Below are 20,057 nucleotides of genomic sequence, written 5' to 3' on the forward strand. Positions count from 1 at the left end.
CCGTTGCCAGGCCTGCATTCGAGAGTTCCACCCCATCGCGACAGGATGCGCCAATGCCCTTGACCGTCAGACCCCGCCGCAAACGCAGCGTACGCATTTTTGTGAGCCTGCTTTGTGGTGTTTTGCCCGTCCTGCTGGGCGGCGGGATTCTGTATCTGCAAGCCGAACGCACCTTGCAACAGAGCACGCAAAATACCGCCGAGGAGGCGTTGCGCCAGTTTGAACTGATGCTCGACAACACCGCCCAGGCCGCCAGCGAACTCCTGCCCCTGGCCGGCCAGCCCTGCGACAGCGTCAAACTGGCCTTGCGTGAGCAGGTGACCCGTCGACCTTTTGTACGCTCGACCAATCTGGTGTGGGACAACAACCTCTATTGCAGCTCGCTGTTCGGGGAGTTCAAGGAGGCCGTGAATCCGGGCGACTATACGCAGGGCAAACTGTGGTTGATGAATGGCAACCCCGTCACGCCCAACACCGCGCTGTTGGTGTATCGCCTCAGCGAAGGTCGCGGTGGCGCGCTGACCACCCTCGATGGTTATCACCTGAGCAACATCCTGCGCCTGATCGGCCGGCAGACGCTGCTGTTGTTGCAGGTCGGCGATAACTGGCTGTCCGTCGATGGCAAGGTGCATCAAGGCGCCCTGCCGCCGTTACCGGTGGCGCAGAGTATGCTCGCGTCTTCGCGCTATGCCTTCAGTGTCAGTGCAGGCTTTCCGCAGGGGCAAACGTGGCGCTACATGGCCGGCGAATACCCGCCGCTGTTCAGTCTGCTGATATTTTTCGGGGTGATCGCGGGCGCTATCGCCCACGTCCTGCAACGGCGCGCCACTTCGCCCAGCCATGAGATGCTGCGCGCGCTGGAGGCTGGCGAATTCATTCCCTACTTCCAGCCGGTGGTGCATGGCGACAGCCGGAAGTGGTCCGGCGCTGAAGTGCTGATGCGCTGGAATCACCCCAAGGAGGGTCTGGTGCGTCCGGATCTGTTCATTCCGTTTGCCGAACATTCAGGCCTGATCGTGCCCATGACTCGTTCGCTGATGCAGCAGACAGCCGCCCTGCTCGGCCCGTTGTCGGCGGAGTTCGACAAACCGTTCCACATCGGCATCAACATCACCGCCAGCCATTGCCAGGATCTGCAACTGGTCGAAGACTGTCGCGGGTTTCTCGCTGCTTTTGCCCCCGGCAGTATCAACCTGGTGCTGGAGCTGACCGAGCGCGAGCTGATTGAGCCAACCGATGTCACGCACCTATTGTTCGAGCAGTTGCACGCGCTGGGGGTGATGATCGCCATCGACGATTTCGGTACCGGCCATTCAAGTCTGGGCTACCTGCGAACATTCAATGTCGATTTTCTCAAGATCGACCAGAGTTTCGTCGCGATGATCGGCATTGATGCGCTGTCGCGGCATATTCTGGACACGATTATCGAACTGTCGGCCAAGCTCGATTTGGGTATTGTTGCCGAAGGTGTAGAAACTCAGGCTCAGGCTGACTATCTGACCGCACACCACGTCAACTTCCTGCAGGGCTATCTGTTCGGAAAACCCATGCCTGGCGCCGACTTCATCGATGCATTAAGTCACCATTAACTAAAAATAAATTAAGCCCGGCGCTGCGACCGGGCGCACCAAATTGATACAAAACACCACTGTTGTTACATGACGACAAGATCAGGATTTACTCTTGGCGCATTAACTACTACAATTTTTTCAGCCTGTGCAAGATTGGCAGGTGAGCCATTATCACCGAGTCGCTTCAAGGCTCTTGGCTTATAGCTTTGTTTGCGGTTGGTATCAGCCAAACACACTATTGGAGTAAAGATATTGTCCAGACTCGCTGAATTTCGTGCAGCTGAAAAGGCCCTTCAGGAACAGCTCAAGCAGTTGGAATCGCTGAAGAACGATGCCGGGCTCAAGAAAGAAATCGAATTCGAAGAAAAGCTCCAGGGGCTGATGAAAACCTACGGCAAAGGCCTGAAAGACATCATCGCCATCCTCGATCCGAACCCGTCCAAGTCCGGCCTGCAAGTGTCTGCCGCACCGAAAACCCGCCGCGCTCGCGTGGTCAAGGTCTATCAGAACCCGCACACCGGTGAACTGATCGAAACCAAGGGCGGCAATCACCGCGGCCTGAAAGCCTGGAAAGAACAGTACGGTGCTGCCACCGTCGATTCCTGGTTGCGCGGTTAATCTTGCGTCAACAAACAAGCCCTGCTCTATGCAGGGCTTTTTTTCGACAATATCTAACAAAAGCAACGATTTCCGCCACGCTAGTTATCAATCTGCTTTAACACCCACAAGCCGTGAGGCTAAACATTTTGCGCCGGGATGTTGCAACCGCAACGACCGCTAAACTTTGTGCTTAATTCCTTCGGGTATCTAAACCCGTAGCGGTGCAAACAGACGCTTAAAGTTTCAAGCTGTTTCTCACTGCGACTATTTCCTCGGCGCTCGCCTTATAAACCTCAGCCTGACCCGCGTAAGAAAGTACATAAGCCTTATCCGTCGCGACCGCAGCAACCAATGTTTGCGACAACACATGACGGCCGTTTTCGGTGATCGTGCAGGTGGTCTCCAGTGCATCCAGAGCGGCGAGTTTTGCCGGATGTATCTTGTTGCAAACGCTTTGATAGCCACCCTGGAAGAAGTCTTTCTGAATAGATTTGCGCATTTCCAGCAGGACACCCTGCACATTGACCTGATGGCCTGCCTCAACCTGGCTCATGGTCAACTCCATCACCATCACCTGATTGCCGTCAGCATCGTTTTTCACCGCGCGCTGGCGCGAAACCTGAGGGGCTTGATCAGGCAGCGCCTCTACTTCCCAGCCTGCAGGCCAGGTGATACTGGGCTGATCCGCCAGCGCCGGAACGGCAAGCAGCGATGAGAAAAGGCAAACGAACAGCGCTTTGAACGGTCGGATCATTACCAGAGGCACTCGCAGATTGAGCAGCAAAGTCTGAGGCCCGGCCGCCCACAGAGCAAGCCGCGCATTCGGTTTGGCGATGCCGCCCCGCATGCGTATCATTGCGCCCATTCACTCGCCCCATTGTTACGGAGGGCCTATGAGCCTGCACGAACTGAACACTTTCCCTGGCGTCACCGCCACTCCAGACAGCGCAACCCGCAACTTCGTCTTCAACCACACCATGCTGCGTGTAAAGGACATCACCAAGTCGCTGGATTTCTACACCCGCATACTGGGCTTCTCGCTGGTTGAAAAGCGTGATTTCCCGGAAGCCGAATTCAGCCTGTACTTCCTCGCGCTGGTCGACAAGGCGCAGATCCCGGCCGACGCCGCCGCCCGCACCGAATGGATGAAGTCGATCCCCGGCATTCTGGAACTGACCCACAACCACGGCACCGAAAACGACGCCGACTTTGCCTATCACAATGGCAACACCGACCCACGCGGTTTCGGCCATATCTGCATCTCGGTGCCGGACATCGTTGCAGCGTGCGCACGTTTTGAAGAGCTGGGCTGTGATTTCCAGAAGCGCCTGACCGATGGCCGTATGAAAAGCCTGGCGTTCATCAAGGACCCGGATGGCTACTGGGTTGAAATCATCCAGCCTGCACCGCTGTAACTGACTGCAAATTTCTCCTGTAGGAGTGAGCCTGCTCGCGATAGCGGTGTGTCAGGCCATGATGTTTTGAATGTGCAGCCGCCATCGCGAGCAGGCTCACTCCTACAATTGGATTGTGTCAGGCATAAAAAAACCCATGATCGCTCATGGGTTTTTTCGTTTCAGCGACTGCCGTTTTACGCCGGCGCCGAAGTACGGATCAAGTGATCGAACGCGCTGAGGGAAGCCTTGGCACCCTCGCCCACCGCAATCACGATCTGCTTGTACGGCACAGTGGTCACGTCGCCGGCCGCGAAGATCCCCGGGATCGACGTCTCGCCACGGTTGTCGACGATGATTTCACCACGCGGCGACAGCTCGATGGTGCCTTTGAGCCAGTCGGTGTTCGGCAGCAGACCGATCTGTACGAAAATCCCTTCCAGCTCGACGCTGCGCAGTTCGTCAGTATTGCGATCCTTGTAACGCAGGCCGTTGACCTTCTCGCCATTACCGGTGACTTCAGTGGTTTGCGCACTGGTGATCACGGTGACGTTTGGCAGGCTGTGCAGTTTGCGTTGCAGTACCGCGTCGGCACGCAGTTGCACGTCGAACTCCAGCAGTGTCACGTGGGCAACGATACCGGCCAGGTCGATGGCCGCTTCAACGCCGGAGTTACCGCCGCCGATCACCGCCACGCGCTTGCCTTTGAACAGCGGGCCGTCGCAGTGCGGGCAGTACGCCACGCCCTTGTTACGGTATTCCTGCTCGCCCGGCACGTTCATTTCACGCCAGCGCGCACCGGTCGCCAGGATCACGCTCTTGGCTTTCAGGGTCGCACCGCTGGCGAAATGGACTTCGTGCAACTCGCCATTCTTGCCGGGAATCAGCTTGTCGGCGCGCTGCAGGTTCATGATATCGACGTCGTACTGCTTGACGTGTTCTTCCAGCGCCGTCGCCAGTTTCGGGCCTTCGGTTTCCTGCACGGAAATGAAGTTCTCGATGGCCATGGTGTCGAGCACCTGACCGCCGAAGCGCTCAGCCGCAACACCGGTGCGGATACCTTTACGGGCGGCATAGATAGCGGCCGACGCACCGGCCGGGCCACCGCCAACTACGAGCACATCAAAGGCTTGTTTGGCGCTGATTTTCTCGGCCTGACGCTCGATGGCGCCGGTATCGAGTTTGGCGAGGATTTCTTCCAGGCCCATACGGCCCTGGCCGAAGTTTTCACCGTTGAGGTAGATGCTCGGCACGGCCATGATCTTGCGATCGTTAACTTCGTCCTGGAACAACGCGCCGTCGATGGCGACGTGACGGATGTTCGGGTTCAGCACGGCCATCAGGTTCAACGCCTGGACCACGTCCGGGCAGTTCTGGCACGACAGCGAGAAGTAGGTTTCGAAACTGAACTCACCTTTGAGCGAGCGGATCTGTTCGATCACTTCGGCACTGGCTTTCGATGGGTGGCCGCCGACTTGCAACAGGGCCAGCACCAGCGATGTGAATTCATGGCCCATCGGGATGCCGGCAAAACGCAGGCTGATGTCGGCACCCGGACGGTTGATCGAGAACGACGGCTTGCGGGCATCGGTGCCGCTGTCGATCAGGGTAATCTGGCTCGAAAGACTGGCAACGTCTTTCAGCAGGTCAAGCATTTCCCGGGATTTCGCACCGTCGTCGAGGGAAGCAACGATCTCGATCGGCTGGGTAACCCGTTCCAGGTACGATTTCAACTGGGCTTTAAGATTGGCGTCCAACATACGGGCGATCTCCTGTGTCTTTATTCGAGGCGAAAAAAAGCCCGAGCGAATCTCGCCCGGGCTTTTTCAATGGGCGGTGCAGCTTACTGAAGTAGGTGCGGAGTCCCGCCCTGTGTTGCGTGCGTCACAGACTTAGATCTTGCCGACCAGGTCCAGGGACGGAGCCAGAGTGGCCTCGCCTTCTTTCCACTTGGCCGGGCAAACTTCGCCTGGGTGAGCAGCAACGTACTGAGCAGCCTTGATCTTGCGCAGCAGCTCGGAAGCGTCACGGCCAACGCCGCCATCGTTCAGTTCAACGATTTTGATCTGGCCTTCAGGGTTGATCACGAAGGTGCCACGGTCAGCCAGGCCAGCTTCTTCGATCAGCACGTCGAAGTTGCGGGAGATGACGTGGGTCGGGTCGCCGATCATGGTGTATTCGATTTTGCCGATGGCTGGCGAGGTGTTGTGCCAGGCAGCGTGAGCAAAGTGGGTGTCGGTCGAAACGCTGTAGATTTCCACGCCCAGTTTCTGGAACGCAGCGTAGTTGTCGGCCAGGTCTTCCAGCTCGGTTGGGCACACGAAGGTGAAGTCGGCTGGGTAGAAGAACACTACGGACCATTTGCCTTTCAGGTCAGCGTCCGACACTTGTACGAAGTCGCCGTTTTTGAATGCGGTAGCTTTGAACGGTTTTACTTGGCTGTTGATGATAGGCATTGATGACTCTCCGTCAGGGTTGTGAATTCGATGGGTGAATCCTACCCACTCACTCGACGGATGGCTCATTGGCAAACCTGATGCTGCTGATTTGTTTTCGCTATTAGCAGACTGTATTAATAGAAGAAAACCATATCTACGACGAAGCCGGTTTATCCGTAATCCGGGCCATCCCGTGAAAGGGGCTGGCTTCAACATAGCGCATGGCTGACTTCATATCCTTCCAGCCGACGTAACTCATCAGCGATTTCAGATCCCAGCCGCTTTGATGCGCCCACGTGGCAAAGCCGCGGCGCAGGGAATGGCTGGTGTAGCGCTCGGCCGGGATGCCGGCGCGCTCGAGCGCCTGACGCAACAGCGGAATGATGCTGTTGGCGTGCAAGCCCTCCTCGCTCAGATGGCCCCAGCGGTCAACGCCGCGAAACACCGGGCCGCGTACCAGCGCTGCCTCGGTGATCCAGTCGATATAAGCCTGCACCGGGCACAGCTTGAGCAGCGCCGGCGCCTGATACGTCTGCCCGAGGTTGTCGCGGTCGCCCTTGCTGCGCGGCAGGTAGAGGGTGATGCCGCTGCCGGCGTGCGCCTGCACGTGCTCGATCTGCAGACGGCACAACTCGTCACTGCGGAAGCCCCGCCAGAAGCCCAGCAGAATCAGCGCCCGATCGCGATAGGCCTTGAGCAACTGCGGACGATCCTGATTCTGCCTGGCGCTACTGGCTTCCTGCTCCAGCCAGTCGACCACTTGCTGCAGATCGTGCAATTGCAACGGTTCGGCCTGTTTTTCCTGCGTCGGATGCAGTGCGCGAATGCCTTTGAACACTTTGCGCACCACCGGCGCCTTGGTCGGATCGGCAAAGCCCTGACTGTTATGCCACTGCGCCAGCGCTGACAGCCGCAGTTTCAGCGTGTTGATCGACAGCACGCCGGCATGCTCGACCAGATACCGCGCCACGCTGTCGGCGGTTGCCGGCAGGAAGCCGCCCCATTTCACTTCGAAATGCTCGATCGCAGAACGATAGCTGCGGCGGGTGTTGTCACGGGTGGCGGCTTGCAGATAGCGATCGATCTCGCTCATGGGCAGTGTTCTCGCAGGCGTACTGATTGCTGGATGAAAAAACCGATTCAGGGGTCTGACATTGGGTAATACCAGTATATCCCGCCTGTGATTAATCAAGCATTTAACTTTATTTTCAGCGTGGTACACTGCGTACTTTGGTGGCATGTACCACAGTACGTAATGGTAGGAGTTAAAATGGCCCGTGGTGGCGTTAACAAAGCAGTGGTGCAGATCGCGCGCTCAGCGATTCTGGCCCGAGGCGAACACCCCAGCATCGATGCAGTACGCATCGAACTGGGCAACACCGGTTCGAAAACCACGATCCATCGCTATCTGAAAGAGCTGGATGACGGCAGCCAACCGGTCGAAGCGTCCGCGGAACCGATCAATGACGAACTGACCGCACTGGTCTCGCGTCTCGCCCAGCGCCTGAAAGAACAGGCGCAAGAGCCGATCGAACTAGCGCGCGAGCAGTTCGAAGAGCAGCGCGAAACCCTGGAAGCGGAACTCAAGCAGGTGCGCCAGGCACTTGAGCAACTGGAACAACAGCACGACATTCAAGGCGCGGCGCTGGCCAAGGAATCCGAAGCGCTAAAAGAAACCCGCTCGATGCTGCAGACCGAGCAAACCCGCAACGCCGGACTCAATCAGGCGCTGGCTGATTTCGAATTGCGCCTGCAGGACAAGGACGAGCAGATCCGCTCGCTGGAAGAGAAACACCTGCACGCCCGCGATGCTCTCGAGCATTACCGCAACGCCACTAAAGAGCAGCGCGAGCAGGAGCAGGCCCGTCACGAAGGACAGCTGCAGCAGTTGCAGATGGAATTGCGCCAGGCGCAACAAAGTGCACTGGTGCGTCAGGACGAGATCACTCAGTTGCATCGCGATAACGAACGCCTGCTCACGGAAAACCGTGGCACCCAGCGCGAACTGAGCCTGATGCAGGATCAGCTCAAGCACAGCAACCAGCGTCAGGATCAGTTGCTGGAGCAAGCCACTCGCGTCGACAACGAACGCACCCTCCTCCAGGAACGCCTGCGCGTGGCCCTGCTGGAAAGTCAGACGCTGAAACAGGATGCCGACGAACAGCGGCAGCTCAATCAGTCACTGGAAAAGGAACTGACCAAAACTCAGGCCAGCCTCGAAGACAGCCTGCGTCTGGCGGCTACCGTTGCGGCAGCGCCAGACACAGCCAAAGCGAAGGACGCTTAAGCGCCGACCGGCGTACGCATGGTGACGAACTCTTCGGCGGCCGTCGGGTGCACCCCGATCGTGTCGTCGAAGTCACGCTTGGTCGCGCCAGCCTTCAGCGCGATCGCCAAGCCTTGGACGATCTCCCCCGCGTCCGGGCCGACCATGTGGCAACCGAGCACCTTGTCGGTCTTGCCGTCGACCACCAGTTTCATCAGGGTTTTCTCCTGACACTCGGTCAGCGTCAGCTTCATCGGGCGGAAGCGGCTCTCGTAAATCACCACTTCATGCCCCGCTTCCCGCGCCTCTTCTTCGGTCAGGCCGACAGTGCCGATGTTCGGCAGACTGAACACGGCGGTCGGGATCATCTTGTAATCCACGGGACGGTATTGCTCAGGCTTGAACAAGCGCCGCGCCACCGCCATGCCTTCGGCCAGTGCCACTGGCGTCAGTTGCACCCGACCGATCACATCACCCAGCGCCAGAATCGACGGCTCGCTGGTCTGGTATTGCTCGTCAACCTTGATGAAACCTTTGTCGGTGAGCTGCACATCGGTGTTTTCCAGCCCAAGGTTGTCCAGCATCGGACGCCGGCCCGTGGCGTAGAACACGCAATCGGCTTCGAGCACGCGGCCATCCTTGAGGGTCGCTTTCAGGCTGCCGTCAGGCTGTTTGTCGATGCGCGCGATGTCGGCGTTGAATTGCAGATCCATGCCGCGTTTGGTCAGCTCTTCCTGCAGATGCCTGCGCACCGAGCCATCGAAACCACGCAGGAACAGATCACCGCGATACAGCAGCGTAGTGTTCGCGCCCAGACCGTGGAAAATCCCGGCGAACTCGACCGCGATGTAACCACCACCGACCACCAGTACCCGCTTCGGCAGCTCTTTGAGGAAAAACGCCTGATTGGAACTGATCGCGTGTTCGTGCCCCGGGATTTCCGGAATCTGCGGCCAGCCACCCGTGGCAATCAGAATGTTTTTCGCGGTGAAGCGCTCACCGTTGACCTCGACCTCGTGCGGGCCGACGATCTTCGCGTGGGCTTCGTGCAGGGTCACGCCGCTGTTGACCAGCAGGTTGCGATAAATGCCGTTGAGGCGATTGATCTCGCGGTCCTTGTTGGCGATCAGGGTCGCCCAGTCGAAATTCGCTTCGCCCAGGCTCCAGCCGAAACCGGACGACTGTTCGAAGTCTTCGGCGAAATGCGCGCCGTACACCAGCAGTTTCTTCGGCACGCAGCCGACGTTGACGCAGGTGCCGCCCAGGTAACGGCTCTCGGCCACCGCCACTTTCGCGCCGAAACCGGCGGCGAAGCGCGCTGCACGTACACCGCCGGAACCGGCACCAATCACATAAAGGTCAAAATCGTAGGCCATTGCTATCTCCTCGGCAGGCCAACAGCATACCCGCCGCCGTCTATTGGGCAAGCGCCGTGAGCAGCTTTTCGCCCGTCTCGGCGAAGTCGGGAAATATCTCCAAATAATAATATTTCTTGTTTGTTACTAAATCGCCGGCCTGCACCTCGTCTTTGAACCAACGGATTTTTTCCCTCGAAGACAAGGAGTCGGCTGCGATGTTCGCGCCCATTACCCGTTCCATGACCCTGACTGTCGGCTTGTTCAGCATGGCGTTGAGTCCCGATCTGCTGGCTGAAACCGATCATGAAACAGCGCCACAATCCGCCGCCCAGGCGCTGGAACTGGACGCCACCAGCGTCAGCGCCGAAGGCCTCGGCGTTAACACTGAAAACACTGATTCCTACACCACTGGCGCGATGAGCACCGCGACGCGGCTGAACCTGTCGATCAAGGAAACCCCGCAATCGGTGTCCGTGGTCACGCGCCAGCAGATGGATGATTTCAAGCTCGGTACCTTGTCCGAAGCCATGCGCCAGACCACCGGCATCGTCGTGCAACACAACGACTCGGATCGGGTCAGCTATTCGGCGCGGGGTTACCCGATCAACAACTTCCAGATCGACGGGATGCTCAACACCTTCGGGCGCATGAAGTCAGACTCGGACACCATCATCTACGACCGCATCGAAGTGGTACGCGGCGCCACCGGCCTGACCACCGGCGCGGGTGACCCTTCAGCCACCATCAACATGGTGCGCAAGCGCCCGACTGCCCAGTGGCAGGCACTGGCCGGAGTCAGTGGCGGCAGCTACGACAACTACTACAGCTATGTCGATGTCGGCGGGCCGCTGGCCTTCGATGGTCGGCTGCGCGGGCGTACGGTGCTGGCCTATCGCGACAGCCAGTCGTTCCGCGACAAATACGCGCTGCAGCGCGAGGTCGGCTACGGCATTCTCGAAGCTGATCTGACCGACTCCACGGTGCTTGCCGTCGGTTACGACTATCAGGACAAGCAGGTTCAGGGCACCTCCTGGGGCACCGTGCCGTACTGGAACGCCGACGGCAGCAAGGCCGGCCTCGGCCGGTCGACCAACATGGCGACATCCTGGAGTTCCTGGCCGCTGAAGGACAAGACCGCGTTCGTCACCCTTGACCAGCAACTGGGTGATGGCTGGAAGTTGAAAGCTGCCTACACCCACCGCGAAAGTGATACCGACGGCAAGGTCTATTACGGCGGCTCCGGTTTTCCCGAGGCCGACCGCAGCGGCATGACGGCCTACATGGGGCACATGCTCGGCACGCAGAAAATGAGCGTGTACGACTTCAACCTGTCAGGGCCGTACCAGCTGTTCGGCCGCGAACACGAGATGATGTTCGGCTACGGCGAGGCGGAAAACCGCTCGACTTCGCCCTACGCCTTCAACAGTCCCCAAGCCGCCGACTACGGCAAGATCCGCGACTGGAAATACATGGGTGACATCGGCAAATTCGCCGACACTGTCACCAGCCTGCCGGGCGCGCGAGGCATCACCCGGCAGAAAGCCGGTTATCTCGCGACACGTCTGAGCCTGACTGATGAGCTGCATGCAGTACTCGGCAGCCGCTATGGCAGCTGGGACGAATCCAGCACCGATTACTACTATGATGCGCAGCAAAAACTGACCAGCACCGATGCCACCCATCAACGCCAGAATGATATCTGGACACCCTACGCCGGCCTGCTTTACGACCTGACGCCGGAGTACACGGTTTACGCCAGCTACACCGACATTTTCAAACCGCAGAGTAAGCGCGACAGCAACCGCAATTACCTCGACCCGGTGATCGGCAGCAACTACGAAGTCGGGCTCAAAGGCAGCCTGCTCGACGAACGCCTGAACCTGGCGACGGCAGTGTTCTGGAGCAAACAGGACAACGTCGCCGAGCGTGACAACTCGGTACCCCCGGACCCGGTGAGCGGCGAGGAGTTTTTCAAGTCCGGCGGCAAGGGTAACAAGGTCAATGGCTTCGAGGCCGAAGTGTCCGGGGAAATTCTCAGCGGCTGGAACATGACCGCCGGCTACACCTACACCCACTCCGTCGACGGCGAAAAACAGCGCAGCAACACCGCTCAACCACTGAACATGCTGCGGCTGTCCACGGCCTATCGCCTGCCGGGCAACTGGCACGCATTGACCGTGGGTGGCGCGGTGAACTGGCAGAGCGACGTCTATGGCGCGGCTAACCGCCCGGTCGGGCGCGGCGCCAACGGCCGGATCATCACCGAACCGGCGCGGATCAACCAGGAGGCCTACACCGTGGTCAAGCTGATGTCGCGCTATGAGTTCGACAGGCATCTGTCGGCGTCGCTGAACGTCGATAACCTGTTCGACAAGAAGTATTACGACAACGTCGGCTTCTACAACGGCGTGTACTGGGGCGATCCGCGCACGGTGACCTTGAGCCTGGACTGGAAGCTCTGACCAATCCACGCAAACAAAACCCCTGTGGTGAGGGGATTCAACCCCGATGGATCGCGAAGCGGCCCCACTCTCTCGGTGACGCGCAATGCGTCACCAAATCCCCTCGCCACCGCTGTTAACCCCGAGTTAATTCCCCGCCGGGACACTGTGCCCCGAGATCTGCTTCATGGACGAACGGCTCCGACGTTTTTCAGTAGGAGGCACCATGAAAACCACTACCGTCATTCTCGCCGGGCTTCTCGCCCTCGGTTCCGCCAGCGCCTTCGCCGAGGGCGGCGCCGAACGCATGCGGCATTACTACGACAACTTCCCGGTCCACCACGCGCCAAGCGAACAGCCGATCAATAGCAAAGCAGCGGAACTGAAGGTTCCGAACGATCAGACCGCGCAAGTCACCGAGTCTTATCGCGACTGATTCACCGAGCAACCGATGGACCTCCGATGGCTCCGCTCTGGCCTCGGAGACGACAGTTGGGCGCCCTGTCCGGGGCGCCTTTTTTTTATGCCTGCAGATCCTTGATCCAGAACAGCATACGGCCATGTTCCGGGTCGAACATGCCGGGGGCGAAGCCGAATTTGCGGTAGGAGTTCTGTGCCACCTCGTTGCCTTCGAGCACTTCCAGGGTGATTTTGCAGCAGCCGCGCTGACGGCAGATTTCCTCGACCTTGCGCAGCATTTTCTGACTCAAGCCGAGGCCGCGAAATTTGCTCACGACCGCCACGTCATGGACATTGACCAGCGGCTTGCAGGCAAACGTCGAGAAACCTTCAAAGCAGTTCACCAGCCCTGCCGGCTCGCCACCGACGAACGCCAGCACACTGAACGCATGAGGCCTGCGCGCAAGTTCTTCCGGCACGCGACGCAACAGTTCCAGGTCAAGCGAATGGCCGCCGCCCATGGGATCTTCTGCGTAATGATTGAGCACGATGCCGATGGCTTCGGCGTGCAGTGGATTGGTGTAACTGGCTTGCAGCACAAGAATTTCTGCGGAATCCATTTCCATCCCCGATCATGGCCCCGGCGTGCAAAGTGCGCACCTGAAAGGCTGTTCGACCTTACCGCGAGGATGTTGCGGGCCACAACCGGATCTTTCGATTTCCAGGATTCAGCGCCCCCAGATCAGCTCTTCCGTCCAGCCCAACTCGGCAAAATCCTGAGCACGCAACCCGCTCTCGCCGGCGCAGAAGAACTCATCCAGTTGCGGCGGTTTCACCGTGGTCGCGCTGAGCATCGCGTGCACCTGCCCACGATGATGAATCTGGTGCTCGAACAGGTGCGACAGCATACGCAAGCGACTGTCATGCTGCGGCGTTTCCCGGGCGATGGTGACGATCCGCCCCAGATCGGCATCGCGCAGTTGTTCGCAATAAGCGATCAGTCGACGATCGACGTGCGCCTGCTCTTCACGCAGCGCTGCGGCCTCGCTGAACGGTTCGTCATGTTTGAAAAACACATAGCAGTCGGGATGCGGCTCGTCACCGCGCAACTCGCGTTCCAGTGCATCGACGTAGAACCAGTCGCACGTCAGGATGTGATTGAGGGTGAGGCGAATGCTCGGAAAAAAGCTCGTTCGCGGCGCCGCCAGCTCAGTGGCGTCGAGCTGATTCCAGGCTTTGCCCAGGCGATGATTGGCCCACGCGTTCTGGTAGGCCATGGTCAGTAAATGATGCGACAGCGGTTGGCTCATACTCGCGCCCTCTTCGCTCAGGATTCGGCAAAACGCTGCAGCTGCATCTCTTGCAAACGACTGAGAGTACGCCGGAACGGAAACTCCAGATAACCCTCGGTGTACAGCGCGTCCATCGGCACCAGGGCCTCAATGTACAGCGGCACTTTACGGTCGTAACACTCGTCGACCAAGGCAATGAAGCGACGCACGCCATCGTCGTGCACCGACAGTTGCGGCAACTCACGGTCGCCGGCCACCACCTGCGCCGAGCCGTCCTCGGTGCCGCGAGCGATGCGCCCTTCGCGTTTCTGCGCGCTGAGGTTCGGCACGTCGCTCAACAGAATAGACCGATAGCTGTCGCACAGTGCGATGAAATCCATCGCGGCAAATGGTTGCTCGCAGAGATCGGCATAGCGGCACCAGAGCACCGTCGCACTGGCTTGCACCACGTTCAGCACACGATGGCCGACGGGCACCGGCTCGGCGCTGGCGGGCTGCCCGGCGTTGAGTGACTGGAAGACCTGCTCCAGAGCACTGCCCTGCCCCGGCGCCGCGACAAAATAACGCTGCAGACCCGCACCCGGGTGCAAGCGATGATCCTCGGCGCCGTTCACCGCCACCACTTGCATGTGCGCCTTGATCGCGGCAATCGCCGGGACAAACCGGTCGCGATTGAAGCCGTCGGCGTACAGCTCATCCGGCGGCAGGTTGGAAGTGCAGACCACCACCACGCCTTCGTCGAACATCACCTGAAACAGCCGACCGAGGATGATCGCGTCGCCGATGTCATTGACGAACAACTCATCGAAACACAGCACCCGTACTTCCGCCGCAAGCTCCTTGGCCAGCGCCCGCAGCGGATCGGCGATCCCGGTCAACTGGAACGAGCGCTGGTGCACCCAGCCCATGAAATGATGAAAGTGCTGCCGTCGGGCCGGTATCCGCAGGCTCTGATAGAACTGATCCATCAACCAGGTCTTGCCGCGCCCGACCGGGCCCCACAAGTACACGCCGGTTACCGAACGGGCACCGGCGTGCAAGGCTTCATGGCATTTTTGCAAGGCCCAGACCGCATGCTCCTGGGCTTCATCCTGGATGAAACCCTTGTGCTCGATCGCGTGTTGCCAGGCGCTTAAAGGAGAGTCGAAAGTCATGCGCGGCAGTATGCCACGATGTCCCTGAAAAACAGGTGCCCTTTTGTGGGAGCGGGCTTGCTCGCGAAGGTGTCGGGGCAGCCAACATCATCGTTGAATACACACCGCTTTCGTGAGCAAGCCCACTCCCACATTGGCTTTGTGGGGGGCAAAGATCGACTGTATATCTCGCGACCTCAAAACAGCGTGCAACAACTGCCTGGAATACAACCTCCTGTGGGAGCGGGCTTGCTCGCGAAGGCGTCAAGTCAGCCAACATCATCGTTGAATGACACACCGCTTTCGTGAGCAAGCCCACTCCCACATGGCTTTGCGGTGTTTTAAAGGTCGACTTTGTGTCGCGCGGCGTACAGGCAGAGCATTTCCATCGCCAAGGTGGCCGCTGCCAGCGACGTCACGTCCGCATGGTCATAGGCCGGCGCCACTTCCACCACGTCCATGCCCACCAGATTGATCCCGCGCAAACCACCGAGGATTTCCAGCGCCTGCAACGTGCTCAGCCCGCCACACACCGGAGTGCCAGTGCCCGGGGCAAAGGCCGGATCCAGGCAATCGATATCAAACGTCAGGTACACCGGGTGATCGCCGACCCGCGCGCGAATCGCCTCGACAATCGCCTCGCAGCCACGCCGATGCACCTGGCGGGCGTCGAGCACGGCAAAGCCCTGATGATCGTCATTGGTGGTGCGCAACCCGATCTGCACCGAGCGCGCCGGATCTACCAGCCCTTCCCTGGCCGCGTGCCAGAACATGGTGCCGTGATCGACGCGTTTGCTGCCCTCGTCCGGCCAGGTGTCGCTGTGCGCATCGAAGTGGATCAGCGACAGCGCGCCGTGTTTACGCGCATGGGCCTTGAGCAACGGATAAGTGATGAAGTGGTCGCCGCCAAACGTCAGCATCGCGCTGCCGGCATCAAGAATGAGCTCGGCGTGGGCCTCGATGCTTTCCGGAATGGTGTGCGGCGAGCCGTAATCGAAATCGCAGTCGCCGTAGTCGATCACCGCCAGATGATCGAACGGATCGAACGCCCACGGCCAGTGCCGTTCCCAGGCGATCCCGGTGGACGCGGCGCGAATCCCCCGTGGGCCGAAGCGTGCGCCCGGGCGGTTGCTGGTGGCGGTGTCGAACGGAACCCCGCTGACCGCCACGTCGACGCCGCGCAAATCACGGCTGTAGCGACGACGCATGAAACTGGTGATCCCGGCGTAGGTGCTTTCGGCACTCGTGCCGTACAGGCTGTCGCGGGTCATGGCTTGGTCATTGAGCATCGGCACGTCCATCGGTGTGCTCCTTTTGTTATTGATGGCTACGGAAAGTGGTCCACAGACGCGTGCGCTGACGCATGTCCTTGAGGCTCATGCTGCGGTCGGCGTACAGGCGTTCGCGCATTTCGGCGGGCGGATAGATGTCCGGATCGTTGCGCACCGCCTCATCCACCAGCGGCGTCGCGGCCTGGTTGGCGGTGGCGAAAAACAGCGTATTGGTCAGCTCGGCCACCGACTCGGGGCGCAGCATGAATTCGATGAACGCCCGCGCCGCTTGCGGGTTTGGCGCGTCCTTGGGAATGGCCAGATTGTCCTGCCAGATCAACGTGCCTTCGCGCGGAATCCGGTAGGCGACTTCGTAGGCTTTGTTGGCCTTGTGCGCCTGATCGGCGGCCATGCTCACGTCGCCGTTGTAGGTCAGCGCCAGACAGACACTGCCATTGGCCAGATCGTTGATCTGCCGGCCGGTGGCGACATACAGCACCGACGGCTGGAGTTTCTGCAACAAGGCTTCGGCAGCGGCCAGATCATGCTTGTCGGTGCTGTAGGGATCTTTGCCGAGGTAATGCAGCGCCAAGCCAATAACTTCCTGCGGCGAATCGAGCACGGCAATCCCGCAGTCCTTGAGCTTGCTGGCGTACTCGGGCTTGAACAGCAGATCGAGGCTGTTCAGCGGCACGTCCGGCAAGCGTTTTTTCACCGCCTCGACGTTCAGCCCCAAACCGAGTGTGCCCCAGGTATAAGGCACGGCGTAGCGATTGTCGGGATCGACGGCGGCGAGTTTTTCCAGCAGATCGGGATCAAGATTGGCGTAACCCTTGAGGCCTTCATGCGGGATTTCCTTCAGCGCGCCTGCTGCCAAGCCACGGGCCAGTACGCTGGACGACGGCACCACCACGTCATAACCGCTGCCGCCGGTCAGCAGTTTGGTTTCCAGCACCTCGGACGTATCGAAGGTGTCGTAGCGCACATGAATACCGGTTTCCTGCTCGAAACGCTGCAGCGTCTGCGCCGGCACGTAATCGGCCCAGCTGTAGAGATTGAGGGTTTTGTCCTCGGCCTGTGCCTGGATGACTACGGACAACAACAGCGCGGGAAAACACAGCTTGGACACGGGAGCCATGACGAACACCTGACCGGAGGAAGTGGTGGCAGGATGCGCCGTCGGATACATTGCAGAAATATCAAGTTTGTTAACCTGACTTTATCCCGGAGTAATGTAATGCTCGGTCAGCTTCACGACATCGATTTGCAGTTGCTGCGCCTGTTTGTGCGAGTCGTGGAATGTGGCGGCTTCAGCGCGGCGCAAGGTGAATTGGGCCTCAGCCAGTCGAGCATCAGTCAGCAAATGGCCAAACTTGAGACCCGCCTCGGTTATCGCCTGTGCAGCCGCGGCAAAGGCGGTTTCAACGTCACGCCCAAGGGTGAGCAACTGCTGATCGCGATTCGTGCACTGTTCCAGTCCATCGAGACTTTCCGGCATCAGTCCAACGGCGTCGCTGGACGGCTGATCGGTGAGGTGCGGCTGGGCCTGTCCGAGGCAGTTGATCAGTCGGTGCTGCTGCGGGTGGCAGATGCGATCCGGCGCTTTCGCGAGCGCGATGAGTCGGTGCGTATCGAGTTGATCAGCGCGATGCCCGGCGAGATGGAGCGCCTGCTGCTGCAACAGCGGCTGGACCTGGCCATTGGTTATTTCTCCCAGGTGCAGAGCGCTTTCGATTACCGCGAGCTGTTCCGGGAAACCCAGCATTTGTATTGCGCGCAGGGGCATCCGCTGTTCAGCGTCGATGCGCCGGATGACGCGGCGTTGCGGGCCTGCGACCGGGTGGATCATCCGTATCGATTCATGCGCAGTGGCGAGCCGTTCCCGGACAAGCGCTTTTCTGCGCGTTCGGAACAGGTCGAGGGCACCCTTGCCTTTATTCTTTCCGGCAAGCATGTCGATTATCTCCCCGATCACTACGCGCGCGTCTGGGAGGACAAGGGCTTACTGCGCGCGCTGCGGCCTGGGGAATTGAGTTTCGAAGTGGCGTTTCATCTGGCCCGGCATCGCGCGCAGGTGCCGGGGGATGCGCAGAAGGCGTTTGAGGAGGATTTGCTCGCAGCCTTCACCTGAAAAATTTCTGCAAGCAAATAACCCTGTAGCGAGGGGATTTATCCCCGATGGGCGCGGAGCGGCCCGGCTCTTTGGTATTCAGGAGCTGGGCCTGCTACGCAGTCCATCGGGGATAAATCCCCTCACCACAGAAACAGCAACCAGTTCAAACCCCGTATTTCTTGACCTTTCAGGCAATTTTTGCTCGTTGCCCTCGCCGTCCTCTTCCGGCATCCTGCGCCTCCATTTTCTGACCCGGCCCCGCCTTACGGCGCGCAAAACACCATGACCGCCTCTGAAAAAGTCCCGCGCAACAACGATCTGATCTACGGCCTCAACGACCGTCCGCACCTGACTGCAACCGTCTTCGCCGCGCTGCAACACGTGCTGGCGAGCTTCGTCGGCATCATCACCCCGACCCTGATCATGGGCGGCGCCCTGGGCCTGCAAAGTGAAATTCCATATCTGATCAGCATGGCGCTGTTCGTTTCGGGCCTCGGCACGTTCGTTCAAGCCAAGCGTTTCGGCCCGGTCGGTTCCGGTCTGCTGTGCCTGCAAGGCACCAGTTTTTCCTTTATCAGCGTGATTCTCAGCGCCGGGTTCATGGTCAAGGCCCGGGGCGGCGGCACCGATGAAATCCTCTCGACGATTTTCGGCGTGTGCTTTTTCGCCGCGTTCATCGAAGTGGTGCTGAGCCAGTTCATCGGCAAACTGCGGATGCTGATCACCCCGGTGGTCACCGGCACCATCATCACCTTGATGGGCCTGTCGCTGATCAAAGTGGCGATGACCGACATTGCCGGCGGCTTCGGCGCACCCGATCTGGGCGCCGCCAGCCATGTGTTTCTGGCCGCGCTGGTGATCGGCACTATCGTTGTGCTGAACCGCGTCGACGTGCCGTTTCTGCGCCTGGGTGCGATCGTCATCGGCCTGACTCTCGGCTACGTGGTCGCTTGGCTGATGGGCACGGTGGACTTCGCCTCGATGCCCGAAGTGCCGCTGGTCAGCGTGCCGGTGCCGTTCAAGTACGGCTTCAACTTTGACTGGGTGGCGTTCGTGCCGGTGGCGGTGATCTTCCTGGTTTCGCCGCTGGAAGCAGCCGGTGACCTGACCGCCAACTCGATGATCTCGCGGCAACCGGTCAAGGGGCCGCTGTACATCCGCCGAATCAAATCCGGTCTGCTCGCCGATGGCCTCAACTCGGCGATGGCGGCCGTGTTCAACAGCATGCCGATGGTCACGTTCGCGCAGAACAACGGCGTGATCCAGTTGACCGGCGTGGCCAGCCGCTACGTGGCGTTCTTCATCGCCGGCCTGCTGGTGCTGCTGGGGCTGTTCCCGATGATCGGCGCGGTGCTGCAACTGATGCCCAAACCGGTGCTCGGCGGCGCTGAACTGGTGATGTTCGGCACCGTGGCCGTGGCCGGGATCAAGATCCTCGCCGAGGCCGGCCTGCATCGGCGCAACATGCTGATCGTGGCAATCTCAGTGGGCATGGGCCTGGGCATCGCCGCCGTGCCGGAAGTGCTGCGCGAGTTGCCGCAAGCGCTGCGTAACATCTTCGAATCGCCGATCACCGTCGGTGCGTTGTGCGCTATCGTGCTGAATATCTTCCTGCCGGAAGAATTCATTGAGCTGGAAGAAGACGATTTCGATCCGGAAGCGTCGATTCTGCAGGTCATGGAAAACCCCGATCTGCCGGCCAAAGCTGAACCTGCAACGGCAGCGGCGGTCGCACAGTTGAACCGCTGACGCTGCGCCATGAAAAAAGGGCTGAGCCGGCA

19 protein-coding genes are annotated in these 20,057 nt (G+C 59.7%); 8 read left to right on the forward strand and 11 right to left on the reverse strand.

The features are described from left to right. Positions 1-53 precede the first annotated feature (53 nt). A complete protein-coding gene (locus H043_RS0111535; RefSeq protein ID WP_027612003.1) occupies positions 54-1,589 on the forward strand; it encodes an EAL domain-containing protein in 1,536 nt (511 codons plus the stop codon). Positions 1,590-1,823: 234 nt separating this feature from the next. After that, on the forward strand, positions 1,824-2,189 hold the full coding sequence (locus tag H043_RS0111540; RefSeq protein WP_003224630.1) for a histone-like nucleoid-structuring protein, MvaT/MvaU family: 366 nt from the start codon (positions 1,824-1,826) through the stop codon (positions 2,187-2,189). A 217-nt stretch (positions 2,190-2,406) separates the two neighbouring features. Here the strand turns inward: H043_RS0111540 and H043_RS0111545 are convergent, their stop codons facing one another. Beyond that, entirely contained in the window at positions 2,407-2,925 is a 519-nt protein-coding gene (locus H043_RS0111545) for a DUF4946 domain-containing protein (RefSeq protein ID WP_027612004.1), read from the reverse strand. Positions 2,926-3,064: 139 nt separating this feature from the next. On the opposite strand from H043_RS0111545, the gene gloA reads away from it, so the two are divergent. Next, the gene (gene gloA / locus H043_RS0111550; protein WP_027612005.1) at positions 3,065-3,586 is read left to right on the forward strand and encodes a lactoylglutathione lyase; all 522 of its coding nucleotides are present in this window, start codon (positions 3,065-3,067) and stop codon (positions 3,584-3,586) included. Positions 3,587-3,762: 176 nt separating this feature from the next. On the opposite strand, the gene ahpF is transcribed toward gloA, so the two are convergent. The 3 genes from ahpF to H043_RS0111565 form a co-directional block, all read right to left on the reverse strand. Beyond that, positions 3,763-5,325, reverse strand: a complete 1,563-nt coding sequence (gene ahpF / locus H043_RS0111555) for an alkyl hydroperoxide reductase subunit F (protein WP_027612006.1) — start codon at positions 5,323-5,325, stop codon at positions 3,763-3,765. 132 nt (positions 5,326-5,457) lie between these two features. Next, positions 5,458-6,021 (reverse strand): alkyl hydroperoxide reductase subunit C, encoded by a 564-nt coding sequence (gene ahpC / locus H043_RS0111560; protein WP_003224621.1) that lies wholly within the window; start codon positions 6,019-6,021, stop codon positions 5,458-5,460. A 136-nt stretch (positions 6,022-6,157) separates the two neighbouring features. Continuing rightward, a complete protein-coding gene (locus tag H043_RS0111565; protein WP_027612007.1) occupies positions 6,158-7,096 on the reverse strand; it encodes a site-specific integrase in 939 nt (312 codons plus the stop codon). A gap of 177 nt (positions 7,097-7,273) precedes the next feature. Between H043_RS0111565 and H043_RS0111570 the strand changes: the two genes are divergently transcribed. Continuing rightward, the gene (locus H043_RS0111570; RefSeq protein WP_027612008.1) at positions 7,274-8,290 is read left to right on the forward strand and encodes a DNA-binding protein; all 1,017 of its coding nucleotides are present in this window, start codon (positions 7,274-7,276) and stop codon (positions 8,288-8,290) included. On the opposite strand, the gene gorA is transcribed toward H043_RS0111570, so the two are convergent. Both gorA and H043_RS30265 read right to left on the reverse strand, forming a co-directional pair. Next, positions 8,287-9,645: a glutathione-disulfide reductase gene (gene gorA / locus H043_RS0111575; RefSeq protein ID WP_027612009.1), complete on the reverse strand. Its 1,359-nt coding sequence runs from the start codon at positions 9,643-9,645 to the stop codon at positions 8,287-8,289. The genes H043_RS0111570 and gorA overlap by 4 nt on opposite strands. A gap of 40 nt (positions 9,646-9,685) precedes the next feature. Continuing rightward, positions 9,686-9,856 carry a hypothetical protein gene (locus H043_RS30265; RefSeq protein WP_155953488.1) on the reverse strand — a complete coding sequence of 57 codons (171 nt, stop codon included), beginning with the start codon at positions 9,854-9,856 and terminating at the stop codon, positions 9,686-9,688. On the opposite strand from H043_RS30265, the gene H043_RS0111585 reads away from it, so the two are divergent. Beyond that, a complete protein-coding gene (locus H043_RS0111585) occupies positions 9,843-12,089 on the forward strand; it encodes a TonB-dependent siderophore receptor (protein WP_027612010.1) in 2,247 nt (748 codons plus the stop codon). The two genes, H043_RS30265 and H043_RS0111585, sit on opposite strands and share 14 nt — an antisense overlap. 205 nt (positions 12,090-12,294) lie before the next feature. Next, entirely contained in the window at positions 12,295-12,504 is a 210-nt protein-coding gene (locus tag H043_RS0111590; RefSeq protein ID WP_027612011.1) for a hypothetical protein, read from the forward strand. Positions 12,505-12,589: 85 nt separating this feature from the next. Here the strand turns inward: H043_RS0111590 and H043_RS0111595 are convergent, their stop codons facing one another. The 5 genes from H043_RS0111595 to H043_RS0111615 form a co-directional block, all read right to left on the reverse strand. Beyond that, complete coding sequence (locus H043_RS0111595) at positions 12,590-13,087, reverse strand: GNAT family N-acetyltransferase (protein WP_027612012.1); 498 nt, start codon at positions 13,085-13,087, stop codon at positions 12,590-12,592. A gap of 108 nt (positions 13,088-13,195) precedes the next feature. After that, positions 13,196-13,777, reverse strand: a complete 582-nt coding sequence (locus H043_RS0111600) for a DinB family protein (RefSeq protein WP_027612013.1) — start codon at positions 13,775-13,777, stop codon at positions 13,196-13,198. A gap of 17 nt (positions 13,778-13,794) precedes the next feature. Continuing rightward, positions 13,795-14,913 carry a cell division protein ZapE gene (zapE, locus tag H043_RS0111605; protein ID WP_027612014.1) on the reverse strand — a complete coding sequence of 373 codons (1,119 nt, stop codon included), beginning with the start codon at positions 14,911-14,913 and terminating at the stop codon, positions 13,795-13,797. Positions 14,914-15,233: 320 nt separating this feature from the next. Further along, complete coding sequence (gene speB, locus H043_RS0111610) at positions 15,234-16,193, reverse strand: agmatinase (protein WP_027612015.1); 960 nt, start codon at positions 16,191-16,193, stop codon at positions 15,234-15,236. A 16-nt stretch (positions 16,194-16,209) separates the two neighbouring features. After that, positions 16,210-17,301 carry a polyamine ABC transporter substrate-binding protein gene (locus H043_RS0111615; protein WP_027612016.1) on the reverse strand — a complete coding sequence of 364 codons (1,092 nt, stop codon included), beginning with the start codon at positions 17,299-17,301 and terminating at the stop codon, positions 16,210-16,212. A gap of 99 nt (positions 17,302-17,400) precedes the next feature. On the opposite strand from H043_RS0111615, the gene H043_RS0111620 reads away from it, so the two are divergent. Further along, complete coding sequence (locus tag H043_RS0111620) at positions 17,401-18,294, forward strand: LysR family transcriptional regulator (protein ID WP_027612017.1); 894 nt, start codon at positions 17,401-17,403, stop codon at positions 18,292-18,294. A 264-nt stretch (positions 18,295-18,558) separates the two neighbouring features. Then, positions 18,559-20,025, forward strand: coding sequence for a nucleobase:cation symporter-2 family protein (locus tag H043_RS0111625; protein WP_027612018.1), 1,467 nt, complete (start codon positions 18,559-18,561; stop codon positions 20,023-20,025). Positions 20,026-20,057: the final 32 nt, after the last annotated feature.

It is taken from the genome of Pseudomonas sp. URIL14HWK12:I6, assembly GCF_000514195.1.
GTDB lineage: Bacteria > Pseudomonadota > Gammaproteobacteria > Pseudomonadales > Pseudomonadaceae > Aquipseudomonas > Aquipseudomonas putida_A.

Coding starts and splice junctions, on each gene's coding strand:
- H043_RS0111535 (WP_027612003.1), top strand. CDS start 54: ATGCCCTTGACCGTCAGACCCCGCCGCAAACGCAGCGTACGCATTTTT.
- H043_RS0111545 (WP_027612004.1), bottom strand. CDS start 2,925: ATGATCCGACCGTTCAAAGCGCTGTTCGTTTGCCTTTTCTCATCGCTG.
- gloA (WP_027612005.1), top strand. CDS start 3,065: ATGAGCCTGCACGAACTGAACACTTTCCCTGGCGTCACCGCCACTCCA.
- ahpF (WP_027612006.1), bottom strand. CDS start 5,325: ATGTTGGACGCCAATCTTAAAGCCCAGTTGAAATCGTACCTGGAACGG.
- ahpC (WP_003224621.1), bottom strand. CDS start 6,021: ATGCCTATCATCAACAGCCAAGTAAAACCGTTCAAAGCTACCGCATTC.
- H043_RS0111565 (WP_027612007.1), bottom strand. CDS start 7,096: ATGAGCGAGATCGATCGCTATCTGCAAGCCGCCACCCGTGACAACACC.
- H043_RS0111570 (WP_027612008.1), top strand. CDS start 7,274: ATGGCCCGTGGTGGCGTTAACAAAGCAGTGGTGCAGATCGCGCGCTCA.
- gorA (WP_027612009.1), bottom strand. CDS start 9,645: ATGGCCTACGATTTTGACCTTTATGTGATTGGTGCCGGTTCCGGCGGT.
- H043_RS0111585 (WP_027612010.1), top strand. CDS start 9,843: ATGTTCGCGCCCATTACCCGTTCCATGACCCTGACTGTCGGCTTGTTC.
- H043_RS30265 (WP_155953488.1), bottom strand. CDS start 9,856: ATGGGCGCGAACATCGCAGCCGACTCCTTGTCTTCGAGGGAAAAAATC.
- H043_RS0111590 (WP_027612011.1), top strand. CDS start 12,295: ATGAAAACCACTACCGTCATTCTCGCCGGGCTTCTCGCCCTCGGTTCC.
- H043_RS0111595 (WP_027612012.1), bottom strand. CDS start 13,087: ATGGATTCCGCAGAAATTCTTGTGCTGCAAGCCAGTTACACCAATCCA.
- H043_RS0111600 (WP_027612013.1), bottom strand. CDS start 13,777: ATGAGCCAACCGCTGTCGCATCATTTACTGACCATGGCCTACCAGAAC.
- zapE (WP_027612014.1), bottom strand. CDS start 14,913: ATGACTTTCGACTCTCCTTTAAGCGCCTGGCAACACGCGATCGAGCAC.
- speB (WP_027612015.1), bottom strand. CDS start 16,193: ATGGACGTGCCGATGCTCAATGACCAAGCCATGACCCGCGACAGCCTG.
- H043_RS0111615 (WP_027612016.1), bottom strand. CDS start 17,301: ATGGCTCCCGTGTCCAAGCTGTGTTTTCCCGCGCTGTTGTTGTCCGTA.
- H043_RS0111620 (WP_027612017.1), top strand. CDS start 17,401: ATGCTCGGTCAGCTTCACGACATCGATTTGCAGTTGCTGCGCCTGTTT.
- H043_RS0111625 (WP_027612018.1), top strand. CDS start 18,559: ATGACCGCCTCTGAAAAAGTCCCGCGCAACAACGATCTGATCTACGGC.